Origin of the sequence: Raoultella sp. T31, from assembly GCF_002806725.1 — a bacterium.
Lineage (GTDB): Bacteria > Pseudomonadota > Gammaproteobacteria > Enterobacterales > Enterobacteriaceae > Klebsiella > Klebsiella electrica.
On the sequence record NZ_PIBO01000002.1, the window covers coordinates 173,370 to 193,649 of the forward strand.

At 54.6% G+C, this 20,280-nt stretch carries 17 protein-coding genes and 4 pseudogenes; 8 read left to right on the top strand and 13 right to left on the bottom strand.

Annotated elements, in window-relative coordinates; translation table 11 throughout:
* Positions 1–75 precede the first annotated feature (75 nt).
* The 6 genes and pseudogenes from folA to CWM52_RS02310 form a co-directional block, all read right to left on the bottom strand.
* Positions 76–555, bottom strand: a complete 480-nt coding sequence (folA, locus tag CWM52_RS02280) for a type 3 dihydrofolate reductase (protein WP_100682600.1) — start codon at positions 553–555, stop codon at positions 76–78.
* Positions 556–752: 197 nt separating this feature from the next.
* Positions 753–2,618, bottom strand: a complete 1,866-nt coding sequence (gene kefC, locus CWM52_RS02290; RefSeq protein WP_100682602.1) for a glutathione-regulated potassium-efflux system protein KefC — start codon at positions 2,616–2,618, stop codon at positions 753–755.
* Positions 2,611–3,141, bottom strand: a complete 531-nt coding sequence (gene kefF, locus CWM52_RS02295; RefSeq protein ID WP_100682603.1) for a glutathione-regulated potassium-efflux system oxidoreductase KefF — start codon at positions 3,139–3,141, stop codon at positions 2,611–2,613. The genes kefC and kefF overlap by 8 nt, the downstream gene beginning before the upstream one ends.
* A gap of 95 nt (positions 3,142–3,236) precedes the next feature.
* A pseudogene (locus CWM52_RS02300) lies at positions 3,237–3,617 on the bottom strand (2-ketogluconate transporter); the annotation flags it as partial.
* Positions 3,618–3,636: 19 nt separating this feature from the next.
* Positions 3,637–4,201 (bottom strand): annotated as a pseudogene (locus CWM52_RS02305) (NAD(P)-dependent oxidoreductase); the annotation flags it as partial.
* A 335-nt stretch (positions 4,202–4,536) separates the two neighbouring features.
* Entirely contained in the window at positions 4,537–5,790 is a 1,254-nt protein-coding gene (locus CWM52_RS02310) for an enolase C-terminal domain-like protein (RefSeq protein ID WP_100682604.1), read from the bottom strand.
* 335 nt (positions 5,791–6,125) lie between these two features.
* Here CWM52_RS02310 and CWM52_RS02315 point away from each other — a divergent pair, with 335 nt between their 5' ends.
* The 4 genes from CWM52_RS02315 to CWM52_RS02330 all read left to right on the top strand — a co-directional run bounded on the left by CWM52_RS02315 (position 6,126) and on the right by CWM52_RS02330 (position 10,207).
* Positions 6,126–6,893, top strand: coding sequence for an SDR family oxidoreductase (locus tag CWM52_RS02315; protein WP_100682605.1), 768 nt, complete (start codon positions 6,126–6,128; stop codon positions 6,891–6,893).
* An 82-nt stretch (positions 6,894–6,975) separates the two neighbouring features.
* A complete protein-coding gene (locus tag CWM52_RS02320; RefSeq protein WP_100682606.1) occupies positions 6,976–8,337 on the top strand; it encodes an MFS transporter in 1,362 nt (453 codons plus the stop codon).
* Positions 8,306–9,397, top strand: coding sequence for an L-idonate 5-dehydrogenase (idnD, locus tag CWM52_RS02325; protein ID WP_206057665.1), 1,092 nt, complete (start codon positions 8,306–8,308; stop codon positions 9,395–9,397). The genes CWM52_RS02320 and idnD overlap by 32 nt, the downstream gene beginning before the upstream one ends.
* Positions 9,398–9,487: 90 nt before the next feature.
* Positions 9,488–10,207 carry a FadR/GntR family transcriptional regulator gene (locus CWM52_RS02330; RefSeq protein ID WP_100682608.1) on the top strand — a complete coding sequence of 240 codons (720 nt, stop codon included), beginning with the start codon at positions 9,488–9,490 and terminating at the stop codon, positions 10,205–10,207.
* 186 nt (positions 10,208–10,393) lie between these two features.
* On the opposite strand, the pseudogene CWM52_RS02335 reads toward CWM52_RS02330, so the two are convergent.
* Positions 10,394–10,840: pseudogene (locus CWM52_RS02335) on the bottom strand (substrate-binding domain-containing protein); the annotation flags it as partial.
* Here CWM52_RS02335 and idnK point away from each other — a divergent pair.
* The 3 genes and pseudogenes from idnK to CWM52_RS26620 all read left to right on the top strand — a co-directional run.
* Positions 10,836–11,054: pseudogene (gene idnK, locus CWM52_RS02340) on the top strand (gluconate kinase); the annotation flags it as partial. The pseudogenes CWM52_RS02335 and idnK overlap by 5 nt on opposite strands.
* Entirely contained in the window at positions 11,051–11,224 is a 174-nt protein-coding gene (locus CWM52_RS26615; protein WP_227521252.1) for a hypothetical protein, read from the top strand. The pseudogene idnK and the gene CWM52_RS26615, both read left to right, overlap by 4 nt.
* Complete coding sequence (locus CWM52_RS26620) at positions 11,185–11,424, top strand: YhcH/YjgK/YiaL family protein (RefSeq protein ID WP_227521251.1); 240 nt, start codon at positions 11,185–11,187, stop codon at positions 11,422–11,424. The genes CWM52_RS26615 and CWM52_RS26620 overlap by 40 nt, the downstream gene beginning before the upstream one ends.
* On the opposite strand, the gene CWM52_RS02350 is transcribed toward CWM52_RS26620, so the two are convergent.
* The 5 genes from CWM52_RS02350 to CWM52_RS02370 form a co-directional block, all read right to left on the bottom strand.
* Entirely contained in the window at positions 11,381–11,614 is a 234-nt protein-coding gene (locus CWM52_RS02350; RefSeq protein ID WP_100682609.1) for a YgdI/YgdR family lipoprotein, read from the bottom strand. The genes CWM52_RS26620 and CWM52_RS02350 overlap by 44 nt on opposite strands.
* 170 nt (positions 11,615–11,784) lie before the next feature.
* A complete protein-coding gene (carB, locus tag CWM52_RS02355; protein WP_100682610.1) occupies positions 11,785–15,009 on the bottom strand; it encodes a carbamoyl-phosphate synthase large subunit in 3,225 nt (1,074 codons plus the stop codon).
* Positions 15,010–15,025: 16 nt separating this feature from the next.
* On the bottom strand, positions 15,026–16,174 hold the full coding sequence (gene carA / locus CWM52_RS02360) for a glutamine-hydrolyzing carbamoyl-phosphate synthase small subunit (protein ID WP_100682611.1): 1,149 nt from the start codon (positions 16,172–16,174) through the stop codon (positions 15,026–15,028).
* Positions 16,175–16,632: 458 nt separating this feature from the next.
* On the bottom strand, positions 16,633–17,454 hold the full coding sequence (gene dapB / locus CWM52_RS02365) for a 4-hydroxy-tetrahydrodipicolinate reductase (RefSeq protein ID WP_100682612.1): 822 nt from the start codon (positions 17,452–17,454) through the stop codon (positions 16,633–16,635).
* Positions 17,455–17,715: 261 nt separating this feature from the next.
* A complete protein-coding gene (locus CWM52_RS02370; protein WP_100682613.1) occupies positions 17,716–18,345 on the bottom strand; it encodes a hypothetical protein in 630 nt (209 codons plus the stop codon).
* Positions 18,346–18,437: 92 nt separating this feature from the next.
* Here CWM52_RS02370 and CWM52_RS02375 point away from each other — a divergent pair, with 92 nt between their 5' ends.
* Positions 18,438–19,385 carry a LysR family transcriptional regulator gene (locus CWM52_RS02375; RefSeq protein WP_100682614.1) on the top strand — a complete coding sequence of 316 codons (948 nt, stop codon included), beginning with the start codon at positions 18,438–18,440 and terminating at the stop codon, positions 19,383–19,385.
* Here CWM52_RS02375 and rihC read toward each other — a convergent pair.
* Entirely contained in the window at positions 19,346–20,260 is a 915-nt protein-coding gene (rihC, locus tag CWM52_RS02380) for a ribonucleoside hydrolase RihC (protein ID WP_100682615.1), read from the bottom strand. The two genes, CWM52_RS02375 and rihC, sit on opposite strands and share 40 nt — an antisense overlap.
* Positions 20,261–20,280: the final 20 nt, after the last annotated feature.

Here is a 20,280-nt window from a genome sequence, read left to right on the forward strand (position 1 = left end):
CCCGGATAGCGGTACGCGGTATCCGGGATATCATCATCTTGCCCCGGCCAGCGCTACGCGCTGCCCGGAATGCCATTAGCGACGTTCGAGAATCTCGAAGCAGTAGCTATGCGAGTTCTGTGCATCGGCATCGTGAAATTCGCTGAATACCGACTCCCACTGGTCCGGATCGTAGTCCGGGAAATGGGTATCCCCTTCCACTTCGGCATCAATATGCGTCAGATAAAGCTTCTGGGCCTTCGGCAGGAACTGCTCATAGACACGACCGCCGCCGATCACCATCATCTCTTCAACGTCGCCGCAGGCGGCAATCGCTTCATCAACCGATTTCACCCACAGCACGCGATCGTCGGTGCCGGGCTGGCTGCTGATAACGATATTCTTACGCCCCGGCAACGGGCGGCCAATAGACTCCCAGGTCAGACGCCCCATGACCACCGGCTTGTTTAAGGTATTACGTTTAAACCAGGCGAGATCGGCAGGCAGGTCCCATGGCATGGCGTTTTCCATACCAATGACGCGATCTACCGCTAACGCCGCAATCAGACTGATCATTGAAAATTTCCCGAATGCAAAAAATTGCCGCCACTATACGTAAAGCGTAATAGTTCGTCGACTGCGCGGAGAGTAAAGAATAAGAAAATTTTCGGATTTGCAGGCGAGCCCACGTAAGCTACGCGAGCCGCCTGCTGCGGAACTAAATTGAAAACAAAATGTTAACTGTAAACAAAACGTAACAGTGAGTTTTTGCCTCAGACAGAAGGCTTATTCTCCGGTTCATCGGCAATATTCCCGGTATGTCTGCCCTCTTCGGTTCCCTGCCAGCCGTGGCGCTGAACCAACGACAAATGGTTACGATCCTCGTTGATAATTCCGGTCAACATGTCACTGGTTCGTTTGAACACCGCCACGCGGGAAGCCGCGTCGTTTTCCGCCATCGCCACCATCTCCTCCACCATCTTGTGGTTGAAGCGACGGAACAGGTCGGCGTGCTCACGCGCTTCATATGCGCCCAGCCCCAGCGCCTCCAGCGCCATTCGCCCGGATTTCAGCGCCGCCTCGAAGGTTTCACGCTCCGGGGCCTCCACGCCAGCCTGCCGCAGCTGGATATAGTGATCCACATCGCGGGCGCGGGAGATAATCTGCAGGTGCGGGAAATGCTCTTTCGCCAGCTCGACCAGCTGCAGGCTGACCTGCGGATCGTCAATCGCATTGATCAGCACCTCGGCTTTTGCTGCCCCCGCCGATTCCAGCAGATCCGCACGCGTGGCATCGCCATAAAACACTTTCATATCAAATTTACGCAGCGTATCGACATGGTCAGGATCGTGATCGAGGATCACCATCTTCACCCCACCGGAGAGCAGCACACGACCGGCGATCTGCCCGTAGCGGCCAAAGCCGGCAATAATCACCCGCGGCTGTTCTTCATCAATCTCATCCGCTTCGCGTTCTTCGCCGCTGGACGACTTCTCCAGACGGGTCAACAGCACCAGCAGGATCGGCGTTGCCGCCATTGACAGCGCCACCGCCAGGGTCAACGCTTTCGCCCAGTCGCTATCCAGTACGTCGGCCATCTGCGCCGCGCCAAATACCACGAAGGCAAATTCGCTCCCCTGCCCCAGCAGAACCGCAAACCAGCGGCGCTGAGCGCGCGGCACTCCGAGCGGCTTCGCAATCAACCACAGCATGGCGCCTTTGATAATCAGGAAACCGACCAGTAAAACCAGAATGCGCAGCGGATGGCTCATCAGGGTACCGAAATCAATCGACATCCCGACGCCGATGAAGAACAGCCCCAGCAGCAACCCCTTAAACGGTTCAATGTCGCTTTCCAGCGCGTGGCGATATTCCGAGCTCGCCAGCAGCACACCGGCGAGGAAGGCCCCCATCGCCATCGACAGCCCGACCTCCTCCAGCAACAGGCCAAAGCCGAAGACCAGGAACAGGGCCACGGCGCTGAACACTTCGCGCAGACCGGAACGGGCCACGAAGCGCAGCACCGGACGGGTCACATAGCGCCCCAACGCCACCACCAGGGCCAGCGCGCCTGCCACCTTGAGAGCCGACAAGGCAAACGCCGCCAGCGTCGTGGAACCACCGCTGGCGGCCAGCAGCGGGATCATCGCCACCAGCGGGATCGCCGCGATATCCTGAAACAGCAGGACGGCAAATGCGCTCCGCCCCATCTGCGAGACCGTCAGATTACGTTCGTTCATCGCCTGCATGGCGATCGCTGTCGACGACAGCGCCAGCGTCATGCCGATCAGTTCCGCTACCTGCCAGCGCATCCCCAGCAGCATGCAGAACAGGCCAATCAGCACACCGCACACCACCATCTGCAAAGCGCCGCCGCCAAACACCGACGCGCGCAGCTTCCACAGGCGCTGCGGGTCTAGCTCCAGACCAATAACAAACAGCATCAGCACCACGCCGATTTCAGCAAAGTGCAAAATCGCCTCGGCGTCGGTCACCAGCCTCAGCCCCCACGGCCCGATGATACAGCCGGCAATCAGATAGCCAAGCACCGAGCCCAAACCGAGACGCACGGCGATCGGCACAATCAGCGCGGCGGACCCCAGATAAATCAGCGCCTGTATAAGCGTATGGCTATCCATGATGCGTCTCCTGCCATTCGATAAGGCGTTGTCGGTAGCGGCGCGCCTGCGCCTGAAGGGTTTCATCGTCGCAGATAAAGGTGCAGTGCATGGCGAAAGGCGGCAGCCACCTCATACCACAGTACAGGCCGGTCGCCTGTAGAGGCTGGGAAAGCACATCAAATCCGGGAAACGCGCCGATATCAAAGTGACTCTCGCCGCCGCCGGTGGTCACCGCCCACATCAGCGATTTGCCGCGCAGGGCGATGCCGTTATGTCCGTAGGCCCAGCCGTGCGACAGCACCTTATCCATCCACAGTTTCATTAGCGGCGGCATGCTGTACCACTGCATCGGATGCTGCCAGATAATCAGCTCGGCTCGCGCCAGCGCCGCCTGTTCGGCGGCGACGTCGATATTAAAATCGGGGTAAAGTTGATACAGGGAGCGTATTTCTACGCCATCCAGCGTCCTTGCCTGCTCAAGCATCCGCTTATTCGCATGCGAGTGCTGCGGATAGGGATGGGCATAAATTATCAGAATCATTGATTAGCCTGCGTTCACTCTCGTTGTAATCAGCAAGAGTGTAGTCAGTTAATCGAAGCGCTTACAATCACAACCTGCTTTTATCTCAACCCGCTTCAGGCATTTCGCGGCTGCTTGCTGACGGCGACAGCGGGCTCGCCGATCTCAAGATCGCAGCGTTTCGGCAGCAGGAAGGTCATGGTCCCGGCAATGAGGAGCGATCCTGCCAACGCGCAGACCGCCACGTTCTGGCCATACAGATAGATCATCACCCCAACCAGATAAGGGCCGCAGAAGCCGCCGAGATTGCCCAGGCCGTTAATCACCCCCCGTGCGCTACCGGCAACTTCCGCGGAAGCGATACGCCCCGGCATCGACCAGAACGGGCTGGTAGCCGATTTAAGGAAGAAACCGCAAATCACCAGCGCAATATAGGCCGCCACCACGTGCTCACGCAGTACCACCGAGGCGACCAGCGCCGCGGCGAAGCTGTAGAGCGGGCTGCAACACCACATTATCGGCGCACCACTGGTAATCCAGCCGGTTTACGGTCGTTATACAGCACCTGCATATCAAAACCGCGGGCGCGGCGGCCAATCGCCTGGCCAATGTTTCCCATTCCCAGCAGGCCGATACGTTTACCGCTCACCTGGGTGGCCAGCGGCATGCCCTCCTTCTCCCAACGGCCTTCACGCATAAAACGATCGCCCCGACACAGGTTGCGGGAACCGGTCAACAGGAGCCCCATCGCCAGGTCCGCCACATCGTTGGTCGGCACGCCGGAAGTGATGGAAACCTGAATCTGTCGGGAGCGAACATATTCTAAATCCACCGCATCAGTGCCAACGCCGAAAATGGCAATCAGACCCACGTGCGGCAGCAACTAAAGGACGCTGTTCTGCACTCCGATATCCCCTCGGGTGACCACGGCTGCAATAGTCTCTCCCTGCTCACGCAGAAAGCCGATGGAATCTTCCTGTTCGTACAGACGCAACAGCGGGAAGTCGGCCGCCAGCTGCTCCTGCAAAGCATCGATAACGGGGGCCACTAAGAGAACAGCGCGGGTAATAGTACTCTTTATCAGATCACCTGTTTGATGGTTCATTACGACGGTAGCCGCTATCAAACGGTTTTTTAGCCAAACATTTTGTGATCTGCATCACGCTGAATCGTGTTAAAAATTGCTGTTACCGGGTCCGTGATCGCTAAGACAAAACCGGCGTATCAGTCTGCGACGCAGAGCATGGCGTTAACGAGAAGTCAGGTGAGCTATCAGTGGAGACTAAGTCCAGAAGGCAGGAAATATCGAGTGTTCCAGGGTATTTCAACGTAACTCGTAAAGATAACACTCAGAGATATGAGCGAAATATGATTCAGGAAAGAAGACCCGGTAGACACCCACCGGGCCTTGACTGTTTATGGTCTTGAGGCCGTACCGTCCGGCGTACGCGCCATTGTCCAGGATGGGATCCCACCCTCGCACGGATACTTCGCCGCCTTGGCTTCATCAATTTCGATACCCAGCCCCGGCTTATCGTTCAGGTATGCATAACCACAATCTATCTCCGGGCAGCCTGGGAAAACATCGCGCAGCGCATCATTCATTGGCGTGTATTCCTGAATGCCAAAATTCGGCGAGCTCAAATCAAGATGCATATTAGCGCAGACTCCCACAGGGGAAATATCGCCTGGCCCATGCCATGCGGTACGAACGCCATTGAGTTCACTGTAGACGGCAAGTTTCTTCGCCGGTGTAATGCCTCCAATGGTGCTCACGTGACAGCGAATATAGTCGATCAGCTTGTTATCGATGAGCGGCTTCCATTCGTTCACATTGACAAATAGCTCCCCCATGGAAATCGGCGTGGAAGACTGCTGGCGCAGCATTTTCAGCCAGTCGATATTTTCCGGTGCTACGGGGTCTTCAAGATAAAACAGTTGATATTGCTCAAGTGTTTTGGCCAGGTTAATGGCGGTGACAGGAGTGACGCGCTCATGCACATCATGGATAAATTCGATACCAAAGCCGAGTTTGTTGCGCAGGTGATCGAACAGACGTGGGACGCTCTTTGCGTAGGCATCCGGGTCAAAGTAGATCCCGGGCGTTTTACTGCGCGGTGATCGCTTCGGCTGAATGTTCTTCGCTCGCGCCAGTTGGGTGGCGATCAATTTGAGGTCATCAGTCCCCGCACCGCCATACATCCCCATCTGGCAACGAACGTACTGGTAGCCCTCTTCCATTCTGGCACGGATATTATCTTCTACTTCTACTTCATCACCGCCATCAGTGTGGCAATACAGAGGGATCCCGTCGCGACATTTTCCCCCCAGCAGGTCATAAACCGGCATGCCTGCCAGCTTACCTTTGATATCCCACAGCGCCATATCCACGCCAGACAGTGCATTGTTCATGATGGGGCCATTACGCCAGTAGCCACTAACAGCGCCCGACTGCCAGATATCCTCAATCCGCGTCGGATCTTTACCTATCAGAAAAGGCGCCATGTACTCATCGATCGCGCTTTTTACTGCGAAGATACGTTGGGTAAAAGTCGCGCATCCCAGTCCATACAGCCCCGGTTCATTGGTCTCAACCTTGACGACAGCCAAATCAATACCGCCTGGCGCCGTCAGAATCGTTTTCACGTTGGTTATTTTCAGGTTACTCACTTTCACTCCTTAACTCCGCGAATTTACGGCATGTCATATCGCTAAGAATGACACGATTATAATATGTAGGTCGTCCTACAACTTATCGTTGTTATATCATGCTTATGTTTTCATGGTTCTTTGAGCGTTGCTTTCTGTGACGATGATCAAATCGCGATCAAGAAATAACTTAAAAATAAATTAAATTCAATAATTTATTTAATAAAAAGGAATGTGCGACATAACTATTTGTGATCTTTGTTGCAAATAAATAGCGGCGTTATTGATTTTTCCATGACGAAAATCCAACCTCAAAACAGATAGTCGTCATACAAATTAACGAGTGAGGATAAAATATGACCGCTTTATTTGACTTAACGGGGAAAACAGCGCTGGTTACTGGTTCTGCACGTGGACTGGGTTTTGCCTATGCAGAAGGCCTTGCCGCGGCGGGGGCACGGATCATCCTGAATGATATTCGCGACACGCTACTGACAGAGTCAGTGGGTATGCTGACGAGCAAAGGTTACGATGCCCACGGGGTGGCTTTCGACGTAACCGATGAGCAGGCGATTGAGGCTGCCTTTGACCAACTCGATTCACAGGGGATAAAGATCGATATTCTGATTAATAACGCAGGTATTCAGTACCGCAAACCAATGGTAGAGCTGGAGCTGGAACACTGGCAGAAAGTGATTGATACCAATCTGACCAGCGCTTTTCTGGTCTCCCGCGCGGCGGCGAAACGCATGATTGCACGCAACAGCGGCGGTAAAATCATCAACATCGGCTCGCTGACCAGCCAGGCTGCCCGTCCGACCGTGGCACCGTACACGGCGGCAAAAGGCGGAATCAAAATGCTCACCTGCTCAATGGCGGCAGAATGGGCACAGTTTAATATCCAGACCAACGCTATTGGCCCAGGCTACATTCTGACGGATATGAACACCGCACTAATCGAAGATAAACAGTTCGACAACTGGGTGAAAAGCAGCAACCCCTCTCAGCGCTGGGGTCGTCCGGAAGAGTTAATCGGTACCGCCGTATTCTTATCATCCAAAGCATCAGATTATATCAACGGACAAATTATCTACGTCGATGGTGGCTGGCTCGCCGTGTTATAAGCTACCCGACCTCTACCTACTCGCCTTTAAAATTAACGGCATGGTTCACCATGAGACATGCCGATATAACACAGGTATTATTATGAAGGCTTCAAGATCACGACTCTTTATTCTCACATTGCTGTTCATTGTGACGGCAATAAATTATATGGATCGCGCCAATCTTGCAGTTGCAGGCACGAATATCCAGAATGATTTCAGTCTGACATCTACTCAACTGGGTTTGCTTTTTTCAATGTTTACCTGGGCCTACGCTGCCAGTCAAATCCCTGTTGGCTATGTCCTTGATCGCATTGGATCACGTATTCTTTACGGCGGTGCAATTATTCTTTGGAGTATTTTTACCTTTATGATGGGGTTCGCTTCACATCATTTATTTGCAACAGCAACCGCATCATTTGTTATGTTATTGGCTTGTCGTGCATTAATTGGCGTTGCTGAAGCACCATCTTTTCCTTCCAATACTAAAATAATCGCTACCTGGTTCCCGGATCATGAACGTGCGCGTGCAACCGCAATTTACTCCAGCGCTCAATACATCGGTCTGGCATTACTGACGCCATTCCTCTCCTTTATCGTAGCAAATTATGGTTGGGAAATGTCATTCTACCTGTCCGGCGGCGCAGGTATTCTGTTCGGCGTATACTGGTTACTGTACTACCGCGATCCGCAACACAGTACCTCCGTGAACCAGGCTGAACTGGATTATATCAAGGCGGGTGGAGGCTATGGTTCAGCCAACCAGTCTACTGTGAACGAGAAAATCAGTTGGTATGACATTAAATTTTTCCTCAGTAAGAAAACTATCTGGGGGCTGTTCATCACTCAGTTCGCCTGTTCATCCACACTCTATTTCTTTCTGACCTGGTTTATTGTTTACCTGGAGAAAGGGCTACATCTCTCTATTTCAAAAGCTGGCATTGGTGCCATGCTTCCCTATATTATGGCGATGTTTGGCGTGCTCTGTGGCGGGACGTTAAGCGACATATTGTTAAAAAAAGGAAAATCCAGAACGCTGGCCCGTAAATTACCAGTCATGACAGGGTTATGCGTCACCATGATTATTGGCCTGGTGAACTTCTTTGAAGATAAACCGGTTATTTCCATTGTCATTCTGTCGATTGCATTTTTTGCCAATGCCTTTTCAAATCTGGGTTGGGTGGTCTGGAGTGATGTTATTCCCCGAAATTTTCTCGGCACCATGGGCGGATTTTTAAATATTTGTGGAAACCTCTCGGGGATCGTTAGCCCAATTGTGATTGGGGTTATTCTCGAACGCACAGAAAATTTCCAGTATGCGATGTGGTATATCGCAGGTGTCGCCGGGATCGGCTTATTAGCTTACATCTTCCTGGTGGGGAAAATTGAAGTAATCGTGCCCGAAAAAAAGAATACCAACACTGCGGATAAGAATGCCATTAATCCGGCGACTGCCAACAAATAATGAGATCATCATGAAAACTGAAAAAATAACCTGTAATGCGTGTCTGGCCCATGCAGAAAAAGACGTACGCTTTGAAGCACGTGAAATCGAGTACAGTGAAAATGACGTTGTCGTAAAGGTAGTCTACGGTGGTATCTGCGGCTCTGATATTCATTACTATCAGCATGGCCGGGCAGGGATGTCGATCCTCAAACATCCAATGGTGATTGGCCATGAGTTTGTCGGCGTGATTAGCAAAGTCCCCGCAGGTAGCGAGTTGAAAGTGGGTCAAACGGTAGCGGTAAACCCGTCCTGCCCCTGCAATCAGTGTGAGATGTGTCTTTCTGGCCATCAAAACCTGTGTAGTTCCATGCGCTTTATGGGTAGCGCGCAGTTCAATCCTCATGTGAATGGCGGTTTTTCTCAATTCGTGGTAGTGAAACCTGAGCAGTGCATTCCGTACAATAGTCACGTTCCCGCGAACGTGATGGCCTTTTCTGAACCGCTGGCAGTCGCAATACACGCAGTTAAAATGGCGGGTCAGTTGACCGGAAAACGCGTGCTGGTTATCGGTGCAGGCCCAATTGGCTGCCTGATCCTCGCAGCGGCACGCAGTGCAGGCGCATCCGAACTGGTCGCTTCCGATCTCAGCCCACGATGCCTGGAACTGGCTCGCCAGATGGGTGCGACGGCGGTAATGGATCCGCGTGATGAAGGACAGGTTACCCATTATCAGCAACATAAGGGTTATTTTGACGTGGTGTTCGAGGCCTCCGGCGCACCGGCTGCAGTCGCATCTACAGTGAACTTCACCCGCCCTGCTGGCACCATTGTCCAGGTCGGAATGGGAGCAAGCCCGGTTAGCTGGCCAGTGTCGCCGATGCTGGTCAAAGAGCTCAACTGGATTGGTTCATTCCGCTTTGTCGGCGAATTTGTGACGGCAGTTCGTTGGCTGGAAGACGGGCGTATCGATCCTCGCCCTCTCATCAGCGCTGAATTCTCTCCTCAGAAAATTGAAGAGGCATTGATTACGGCTACAGATAAAAATGTGTCTGCTAAGGTGCTCATTCGTTTCGAATAACGGCGAAAAGCGCCCAGCCGGGCGCTTTGTTCTTAAAAGTGAATTGCTATACAATAAATCACTTCAGCGACATCTTACCGGAAACCCACTTTGAGCATAAAATCCATTCAAAAACAGAATGTTGTAAATGAAATTTATGATCAGATAAGCGAAAAGCTGCTGGACGGCAGTTGGGCACCGGGCAGCCGTTTGCCTTCAGAAGCGGAGCTAACCACCTCATTCAACGTCAGCCGGGTCAGCGTACGCAGCGCGGTTCAGCGCTTTCGTGACCTCGGGATTGTGGTGACACGCCAGGGCAGCGGCAGCTACGTGAGCGAACACTTCACCCCACAGATGTTGAGTAACGATCCCCGTCCGATCATGCACCTCAGCCGTGAAGAGTTTCACGATATGATGATTTTCCGCCAGACGGTGGAGTTCAAATGCGTGGAGCTGGCAGTCACTCACGCCACAGATGACGACATTCGCCAGCTCGAAGAAGCGCTAAATAATATGCTGATCAACAAGGGCGATTACAAAAAATACTCTGAAGCAGACTACGAGTTTCATCTGGCGATTGTCAGGGCATCGCATAACAGTGTGTTCTACAACGTAATGAGTTCGATCAAAGACATCTATTACTACTACCTTGAAGAGCTTAATCGTGCACTGGGCATCACCCTTGAGAGCGTGGAAGCTCATATCAAAGTCTATATGTCCATTAAGAATCGTGATGCCAGCACGGCAGTGGAAGTGCTCAATGAAGCCATGTCAGGGAATATTATCGCCATCGAAAAAATCAAATCAGCAGATACATCCAGGACAGATTGACGATCTACGGTCGGTTTAGCACCTGAAACACATACGCTAGCAAACTGTAGATAAAAGCACGCCGCTTCCCCTCTCATCTCACGTTAGCGTGGAAATCTCGCCCAAACAGAGACCGGCGCGACATACGATTCTGGCGATACTCGCTTACATCCTGGGTTAATCATGCCGGTGCAGATTCAGGCAAGATCAAATGGTTTCGCCCATCGACAGGCGATAGTGCAGGTCGACTTTCTCTATGGTTGGCAGCCCTTTGATTTTATTAATTAAAATCTCGGTTTCCACCTTACCTATTTCATAGCACGGGGTCAGAACGCTTGCCAGCCGCGGGGTGACTATCTGACCAATCTCCAGACCGTGAAAACCCGCTATCGCCAGTTCCTGCGGCACCGCGATACCCGAGGCAAGGCACTCCTGTAACACGCCCACAGCCAGATCATCATTGGTACAGATAATCCCGTCCATCGCGGCGTACATCTGCCGCGCCAGATTCATCATGCCGGTGCCAATCGACACCGACGACACCTTATTGGGGGCAATGCGTCCCGTCGGCAGTCCGGCATTCTCCATCGCCTGACAGTAGCCGGCGTAGCGCTGTTCATCGCGCACATCGGATATCGAACCAAAATAGATAACCGGGGAATATGAGTGCATTCTCCAGCGCATGCAGCGACGTAAGGGCCACTTTATGCCGGAAGCGCTGCTGCGTAGCCAGTTTGCCGCCCTGGAAACACCGGACGCCAGCGAGGGCGATATCGTCGCCGTTGATATCCCCCCCGATGTTGCCACCATCGTGGCGCAATCGCTCACATTACTTACGCCTCAACCAGCACAGGGGGTTCCGGCATGATTATCGATACCTTAAGCGCCGCCGCCAAAAATGCGTTCTATCCGGCGGTGATAAAGAAAGCGCTACAGGTCATTGCGCTGCAAGATCCTCACGCCCTGCCCCCGGCAAATATACGGTCGATGGCGATAACCTGTTTTTTACCGTCGTCAAAGGCCAGACGCACCCGCTGACAGAGCAGCGTCCGGAATATCATCGTCAGTATATTGATATTCATATTGTACTGGCGAGCGTTGAGATTATCGGCACCGGCAACAAAGCTCTGCCGTTCGCGCCGGATGGGCCGTTCAAGGAGGCCCCCGAGATCCTTCGCGGGGCCCCGGACAACCTTAGTTATCCAGTTCGTCCATCGACTTCACCTGATCGCGATTGATCTGTTCAGTCCGACCGGTTTGCGCATTTTTGTACGACACCATGCCGGTGTCATCATCCACATGGGGCTTGCCATCAGTCACGATCGTTCTACCGTCGGTCGTTTTCAGCGCCTGGTTCGATGAACAGCCCGCCACAAACAACATTGCCGTCGCCGCCAGCGCGGATGCCATCAGAATTTTGTTCCGCATTGTATCCTCCTGTCTTGCCGTCAATTGATATCGTTATGATGCTAACTATAGTTAGCCTCACTGAACGGGCAGCGAAAAGCAGAACTCTCCGAAGATGGCGCGGATAAAAAAAGGGCCGACGATTTCTCGTCAGCCCTTGTTGTTCCGCGACCCGATGTTAACGAGGCGGCTTACTTTTTAATTTGCGCGTGCATTTCCTGAACCGAGGTCACTTTCTCGATGGCGTTGGCGTTGAGCGCCATCGCCGTCGCGAAACCGCCGTTCAGGGTGGTGTCGTAATGCACTTTGTACTGCAGGGCGCTGCGGCGAATCAGCTTGGAGTCTTCAATCGCCTGACGACCTTCGGTGGTGTTGATGATGTAGGTGTATTCGCCATTCTTGATACGGTCCTGAATGTGCGGACGACCTTCATGCACCTTGTTCACCAGACGTGGGTTGATACCCGCTTCACCCAGTACAATCGCGGTGCCGTGAGTCGCATCCAGCTCGAAACCGAACTTCAGCAGTTTCGCCGCCAGGTCGACGACACGCTCTTTGTCGCCTTCGCGAACGGAGAGCAGCGCGCGCCCCTGTTTTTTCATCGTTGAGCTGCTGCCCAGCTGCGCTTTAGCGAACGCTTCCGCGAAAGTACGGCCCACGCCCATCACCTCCCCAGTAGAGCGCATTTCTGGCCCTAACAGCGGGTCAACGCCCGGGAATTTGTTGAACGGCAGCACCACTTCTTTCACCGAGTAGTACGGCGGGATAATCTCTTTGGTCACGCCCTGCTGTGCCAGAGTCTGGCCAGCCATCACGCGCGCCGCGACTTTGGCCAGCGGGATACCGGTGGCTTTCGAGACGAACGGAACGGTACGCGCCGCACGCGGGTTCACTTCAATCAGATACACTTCGTTGTTCTTCACCGCGAACTGGACGTTCATCAGGCCACGGACCTGCAGTTCGAAGGCCAGCTTCTGTACCTGCTCGCGCATCACATCCTGAATTTCCTTGCTCAGGGTGTACGCCGGCAGAGAACATGCGGAGTCGCCCGAGTGCACGCCCGCCTGCTCGATGTGCTCCATGATGCCGCCAATCAGCACCATTTCGCCGTCGCAGATGGCGTCAACGTCGACTTCGACCGCATCGTCAAGGAAGCGGTCCAGCAGAACCGGCGCATCGTTAGAGACGCTGACCGCGGTCTGGAAGTAGCGACGCAGGTCGGCTTCGTCGTAGACGATTTCCATCGCCCGGCCGCCGAGGACGTACGACGGGCGAACCACCAGCGGGTAGCCAATTTCTTTCGCTTTCTCTACCGCCTGCTCGATAGCCGTAACGGTGGCGTTGGCCGGCTGTTTCAGCTTCAGACGGTCAACCGCCTGCTGGAAACGCTCGCGGTCTTCCGCGCGGTCAATCGCATCCGGGCTGGTGCCGATAACCGGTACGCCGGCCGCTTCCAGCGCGCGCGCCAGTTTCAGTGGCGTCTGGCCGCCGTACTGGACGATAACGCCTTTCGGCTTCTCGATACGGACGATTTCCAGCACGTCTTCGAGGGTCACCGGCTCAAAGTACAGACGATCGGAGGTGTCATAATCGGTAGAGACGGTTTCCGGGTTACAGTTGACCATAATGGTCTCGTAACCGTCTTCACGCAGCGCCAGCGAAGCGTGTACGCAGCAGTAGTCAAATTCGATGCCCTGGCCGATACGGTTTGGACCGCCGCCGAGAACCATAATCTTATCGCGGTCGACGGACGGGTTCGCTTCGCACTCGTCGTCATAGGTGGAGTACATATAGGCGGTGTCGGTCGCGAATTCTGCCGCGCAGGTATCCACGCGCTTGTAGACCGGGTGCAGGTTGTACTGATCGCGCAGCTTGCGGATTTCGCCTTCACGAACGCCCGCCAGCTTAGCCAGACGCGCGTCGGCAAAGCCTTTACGCTTCAGCTGATGCAGGAACTCCGGAGTAAGGCCGGTAATGCCGAGGTCAGCCACTTTCTCTTCCAGGCGAACCAGCTCTTCAATTTGCACCAGGAACCAGCGGTCGATGTTGGTCAGGTTGAAGACGCCATCGACGGAGAGGCCCGCGCGGAACGCATCGGCGATATACCAGATACGCTCGGCACCAGCATCTTTCAGCTCGCGGCGAATTTTGGTCAGCGCTTCCGGGTCATCGAGGCTCACTTTCGGGTCGAAGCCGGTGGCGCCCACTTCCAGGCCGCGCAGCGCTTTTTGCAGAGATTCCTGCTGGGTGCGGCCAATCGCCATCACTTCGCCAACGGATTTCATCTGAGTAGTCAGGCGGTCGTTGCTGCCGGCGAATTTTTCAAAGTTGAAGCGGGGAATCTTGGTGACGACGTAGTCGATAGACGGTTCGAACGAGGCCGGCGTACGACCGCCGGTGATGTCGTTCATCAGCTCATCCAGGGTATAGCCCACCGCCAGCTTGGCCGCCACTTTGGCAATCGGGAAGCCGGTCGCTTTCGATGCCAGCGCAGAGGAGCGTGATACGCGCGGGTTCATTTCGATAACAATCAGGCGGCCGTCTTTCGGGTTAACCGAGAACTGCACGTTAGAGCCGCCGGTTTCGACGCCAATTTCGCGCAGCACCGCCATCGATGCATTACGCATCACCTGGTATTCTTTATCGGTCAGGGTTTGCGCCGGAGCGACCGTGATGGAGTCACCGGTATGGATGCCCATGGCGTCGAAGTTTTCGATGGAGCAGACGATGATGCAGTTGTCGTTCTTATCGCGCACCACCTCCATTTCGTACTCTTTCCAGCCGATCAGCGATTCATCAATCAGCAGCTCGTTGGTCGGCGAGAGATCCAGACCGCGGGTACAAATTTCTTCGAACTCTTCGCGGTTATAAGCGATACCGCCGCCGGTGCCGCCCATGGTGAAGGAGGGACGAATGATACACGGATAGCCCACATCAGCGGCCACCGCCAGCGCTTCTTCCATGGTGTGCGCAATCCCGGAACGCGCGGTATCCAGACCAATTTTCTTCATCGCCACATCGAAACGACGGCGGTCTTCCGCTTTATCAATCGCATCGGCGGTAGCGCCGATCATGGTGACGCCGAATTCAGCCAGCACGCCCTGACGCTCCAGCTCCAGCGCGCAGTTCAGCGCGGTCTGGCCGCCCATGGTCGGCAGCACCGCATCCGGACGCTCTTTTTCGATGATTTTGCGTACCACTTCCCAGTGGATCGGCTCAATATAGGTCGCATCGGCCATTTCCGGGTCGGTCATGATGGTGGCCGGGTTCGAGTTCACCAGAATGACGCGGTAACCTTCTTCACGCAGGGCCTTACAGGCCTGAGCGCCAGAGTAGTCAAATTCACAAGCCTGGCCGATAACGATCGGGCCAGCGCCAAGAATCAGGATGCTTTTTATATCTGTACGTTTTGGCATGGCTTTTTTCTCCTGATTATTTCGCGGACTGGCGGTACTGCTCAATTAACTCAATGAAATGGTCGAACAACGGCGCGGCATCGTGCGGGCCTGGGCTCGCTTCCGGGTGGCCCTGGAAACTAAACGCCGGTTTGTCAGTACGGTGGATACCCTGCAGCGTCCCATCGAACAGCGACTTGTGGGTCACGCGCAGGTTTGCCGGCATGGAGACTTCGTCGACCGCAAAACCGTGGTTCTGGGCGGTAATCATCACCACATTATTATCGATATCTTTAACCGGGTGGTTGCCGCCGTGGTGGCCGAACTTCATCTTAACGGTCTTCGCACCGCTCGCCAGCGCCAGCAGCTGATGGCCGAGGCAGATGCCGAATACCGGAATATCGGTCTCAAGGAATTTCTCAATCGCGGTAATGGCGTAATCGCACGGCGCCGGGTCGCCAGGGCCGTTGGACAGGAAGATACCGTCCGGATTCATCTTCAGCACCTCTTCAGCAGAGGTTTGCGCCGGTACGACCGTCAGGCGGCAGCCGCGGTCAACCAGCATGCGCAGAATGTTGCGTTTGGCGCCAAAATCGTAGGCCACAACGTGGAACGGCAGCTCGCTCTCCGCCTTCGCTTCCGGCAGGTCGCCTGCCAGCGTCCAGCTCCCTTGCGTCCAGCTGTAGGTTTCTGAAGTGGTGACTTCTTTCGCCAGGTCCATCCCGTTCAGGCCAGGGAATGCTTTGGCTTTTTCCAGCGCCAGCTGCGCATCCAGGTTATCACCTACGATGATGCAGCCGTTCTGTGCGCCTTTTTCACGCAGCAAACGCGTCAGCTTACGGGTATCGATATCGGCAATCGCCACGATGTTATGGCGCTTCAGGTAAGAAGAGAGGTCTTCGGTATTGCGGAAGTTGCTGGCAATCAGCGGCAGGTCGCGAATGACCAGGCCCTGCGCATGTACCTGAGAAGATTCTTCATCGCTGTCGTTGGTGCCGACATTACCAATATGGGGATAAGTAAGAGTGACAATTTGGCGGGAATAGGAAGGATCAGTGAGGATTTCTTGATAACCGGTCATTGAAGTATTGAAAACGACTTCCCCAACCGCCGTGCCCGTTGCCCCGATGGCCCGACCGTGAAACTGGGTTCCGTCTTCCAGAACCAATAGCGCTGACTTAATCAAAACACCCTCCAGAGAATATTCACTCACTTTATTTGCATATTAATGCATGTGCATGACATGAATCAATGCAAATTTGCTTACCTATGGATTTCTGGCAAACGGCGGCATTCTGGAGAGATGTCGGGTAAAAGTCAACTTAAAGCCGATATTTTTTATCTCTTTTCACGTCACTGACCTCTCAGCCCTGCGTTAGCAGGCAAAAAGATCAACAAACTATGCAGGGAAAACGCTTGCGGAGCAGGAAGATTGCAAAACAACGCGTGCAACAACAAAAAAGTAGACCATATGGTCAAAATTCACAAAGACACAACAAAAAAAGAAAGGATAAGATAATATTATGCTCACTTCATCAATTAAAACTGACGAAATGCTAAAAAATAAAAAGGGCAATAAAACATTGCCCTTTGCAATCAATTACATATTGAATGCAATAACCACATCACGATGGGTAATAAAACTTATAAAGAATTGAGATCAAGCACGTCACGCATGTCGAAAAGGCCTGATTTCTTATCTTTTAACCACAATGCAGAACGAACGGCGCCATTGGCAAAAGTCATCCGGCTGGAAGCCTTGTGGCTGATTTCAATACGCTCGCCGATGTCGGCAAACATTGCGGTATGTTCGCCAACGATATCCCCGGCGCGCACGGTAGCAAAGCCAATGGTCCCCGGGACGCGTTCGCCGGTATGACCTTCACGGCTGTAGACCGCACAATCCTTCAGATCTTTGTTCAGCGCACCGGCAATCGCCTCGCCCATCGCCAGAGCGGTGCCCGACGGCGCGTCCACTTTATGGCGATGGTGCGCCTCAATAATCTCAATATCGGTGTAGTCACCCATCACCTTCGCCGCTTTTTCCAGCAGCTTTAACAGCACGTTGACGCCGACGCTGAAGTTGGCCGCGAAAACAATGGCAATGTCCTGCGCCGCATCGCGAATGGCCTGTTTCCCCGCCTCATCAAAACCGGTGGTGCCAATCACCATCCCTTTATCGTGTTCGCGGCAGAAAGCAAGGTGGTTTAACGTACCTTCCGGGCGGGTAAAATCGATCAGCACATCAAAATCATCTTTGACTGCCGCAAGACTGCTTTGCACCGCGACACCGGCTTTACCGGCACCGGCGAGCTCACCGGCATCGCTACCCAGGAGGGAAGAACCTTCGCGCTCCAGCGCAGCGCCCAGCGCCACGCCATCCATCTGCTGTACGGCCTGAATTAACTGGCGTCCCATCCGGCCGCCCGCGCCTGCGATGGCCACGCGGATTTGTGCATCATGCATAGCTATTCTCTTTTGTTAACTTAACGTAAATTGTTTCCAGATTAACCAGCCCATCGCTGAGCCGCTACTCTAAAACACCGATAATTAGAAATTTATGACAAACGGCGTTCGATATCAGTAAAAACTATACGCTGGCATCAATATCAGGCCTTTCTCATGGGTTCCATCCCACACATTCCACGACGAAAAGCGCAGGATACTCGGATCCTACGCCGCTTCGCGCCTCTCATCGAAACCAGGTACGTCAAATCGCGCCCCGGTTCACGCGAGGGTATAATTCACGATCAGCTGTCCTTTTTTGATTTTCACCTCGGCGATTGTCACGCTCCCCACTTCAGACAGGCTGGCAACATGCGTTCCGCCGCAGGGATAGGCCGGTAATGAGCCAAATCCGACCTGACGCAGCCCATCCTCAAAAGTCAGATGCCGCGGCAGATCTTCCGCTTGCCAGCCGGCAATCGTCGCCAGAAGCGCGCTGGCCTCCGGTACGATGGCGGAACCGATAGCGGTGAACGTTATCCGCCCTTCTCCAGGCCAGTGGTGCGCCTTGACAGGCCGCCAGCCAGCGCGTTCACCCGCCAGGCCTATCAGATGCCCCGCGGAGTGCAGCCGCGAATGCAGGCGCCGGGCGGCTTCATCCACCCGAATCGCCACCTCTCCAGGCGGCAGCGGTTGAGCGATAATGTGCATAACGCGGTCGCCTCGCGTCACGACACCTTCAACAGCAATACCGCCAATCCAGCCGCGATCGGCTGGCTGTCCGCCGCCCTGCGGATGAAACAGGGTCTGGTTCAACTCAATGGCGTAACGGCCATCGGCCTCAGTCAGGCAATGCACGACCTGGGCTCGCGCCTCGGTCTCATCGCAAGTGTAATAAAGACGTTCAGTCATGGTTGTCCTCCGCTTAGTCAGGACAGTATATTGATATTATCCGTGGCGATAATCCCGCCATTCATCAATGCACTTTTGCCTCAAAGTCACAAATGAATCTCAATTTACTCCCCGACCTTGCCCTGTTTGTGCAAATTGTCGACCAGGGCAGTTTTTCTGCCGTCGCCCGCCTTTCCGGGGCAACGCCTTCGGCGGTCAGCCGCAGCGTCTCGCGGCTGGAACACGAAATGGGCTGTAAGCTGCTGCACCGCAGCACGCGCAAATTACGCCTCAGCGATGCCGGAAAAACGGTGTATACGCACGCACAGGAGATGCTGGAATCGGCTCGTCAGGCGATGGATTCCGCCAGCAGTAGCCAGGAGGTGGCGCAGGGGAAGCTGACCCTCAGCGTGCCAAAAGCCGTCGGGCGTTTTGTGATTCATCCGTTAATGGCGGAATTTCTCACCCGTCATCCCGGCGTGGACGTCTGTCTGCGGCTCGAGGACCGCTATCTGGATCTGATTGATGATGGTATTGATCTGGCGCTGCGTATTACCCACAGCCCCTCTCCCGGACTGCACGGCAAACCGCTGATGCCGGTGACGCACGTGATCTGCGCCACACCGGACTATTTACAGCGGCACGGCACACCGCAAACGCCGTCGGAGCTGCGGGGCCACAGCTGTATCAGCCTGGGCGAAACACCGGCCGACTCACGCTGGAAATTCCGCCGGGCGGGTAAAACGGAAACTATCCAGACTCACGGACGCTACGCCGCCAACCATACTGCCGTGCGCCTTGATGCGGTGCAGCAACATTTAGGTATCGGTAGCCTGCCGCTGTTTACCGCTCGCGACGCGCTGGCCCAGGGCGATATCGTGCAGGTCCTGGCGCAATGGGAGTTTATCAGTAGCTATAGCGGGCAGCTGTGGCTGCTGTGGTCGGGCAATAAACATATGCCCGCCAGAATGCGGGCCATGATTGATTATCTGAGCGAGAAAATTGACGGCCGCCAGGCCGCTTACGGCGCCAGGGACAACACTTCCGCCACCCAGCGCTGAAAACCGTCCACATCCAGCTCCAGCGCAACGCACGCGTTCGCCGGCTGCCCGAGCCGCCCTTCGATATCGACGACGGTGGTGCCGGCAGTCCAGGTCCCCTGCGTTTCCACCGCCACAAAGCACGGTTGCAGGGTAAACAGCTCAGGGCGCACCAGCCACGCGATGGCGCACAGGTCATGCATACGCAGTCCGCGGCTCATACTGCCGCTGCGATAATGGCTGAACAGCGCGTGGAGCATCTTTCCGGTTTTGTTCAGCGCGGGCAGCGTGGCGAGGTACTCCGGCGTCAGCATTGCCCGGTTGGTCACGTCGAGACCGCACATCACGATCTCCACACCACTGCGAAACACGCTGGCCGCGGCTTCCGGATCGATAGCAATATTGAACTCCGCATTGGGCGTGAAGTTACCGCGCCCGGCGGAACCGCCCATGATCACCAGCCGACGAATATTAAAGCGGCATTCCGGATACTGCATCAGGAGCAGCGCAATATTGGTCAACGGACCAATCGCCACCAGCGTAATCGGCTCCTGAGCATGCATCAGCGCGTCGCGAATGGCCTGAAAGGCCGGTTTCGGCAACGGCTGGCAGTCATGCTCGACAAAATCATACCCTTCCATGCCGGATTCACCGTGCACAGAGGCCGCATCGCGCAGCGGACGCAATAGTGGCATTGACGCCCCTTGAGCCAGCGGCACCTTCGCCTGCCAGAAATGCAGCAGTTGCAGGGCGTTGCGGGTGGTTTTTTCCACCGACACGTTCCCCGCTACCGTCGTCATCAGCTGCAGATCGAGCTCGGGGGCAAACAGCGCGGCGGCGATCGCCGCTGCGTCGTCAATGCCGGGATCGGTATCAAGAATGATCGGTAAGCGCATCGTCTCTCCCAAAAAAAATG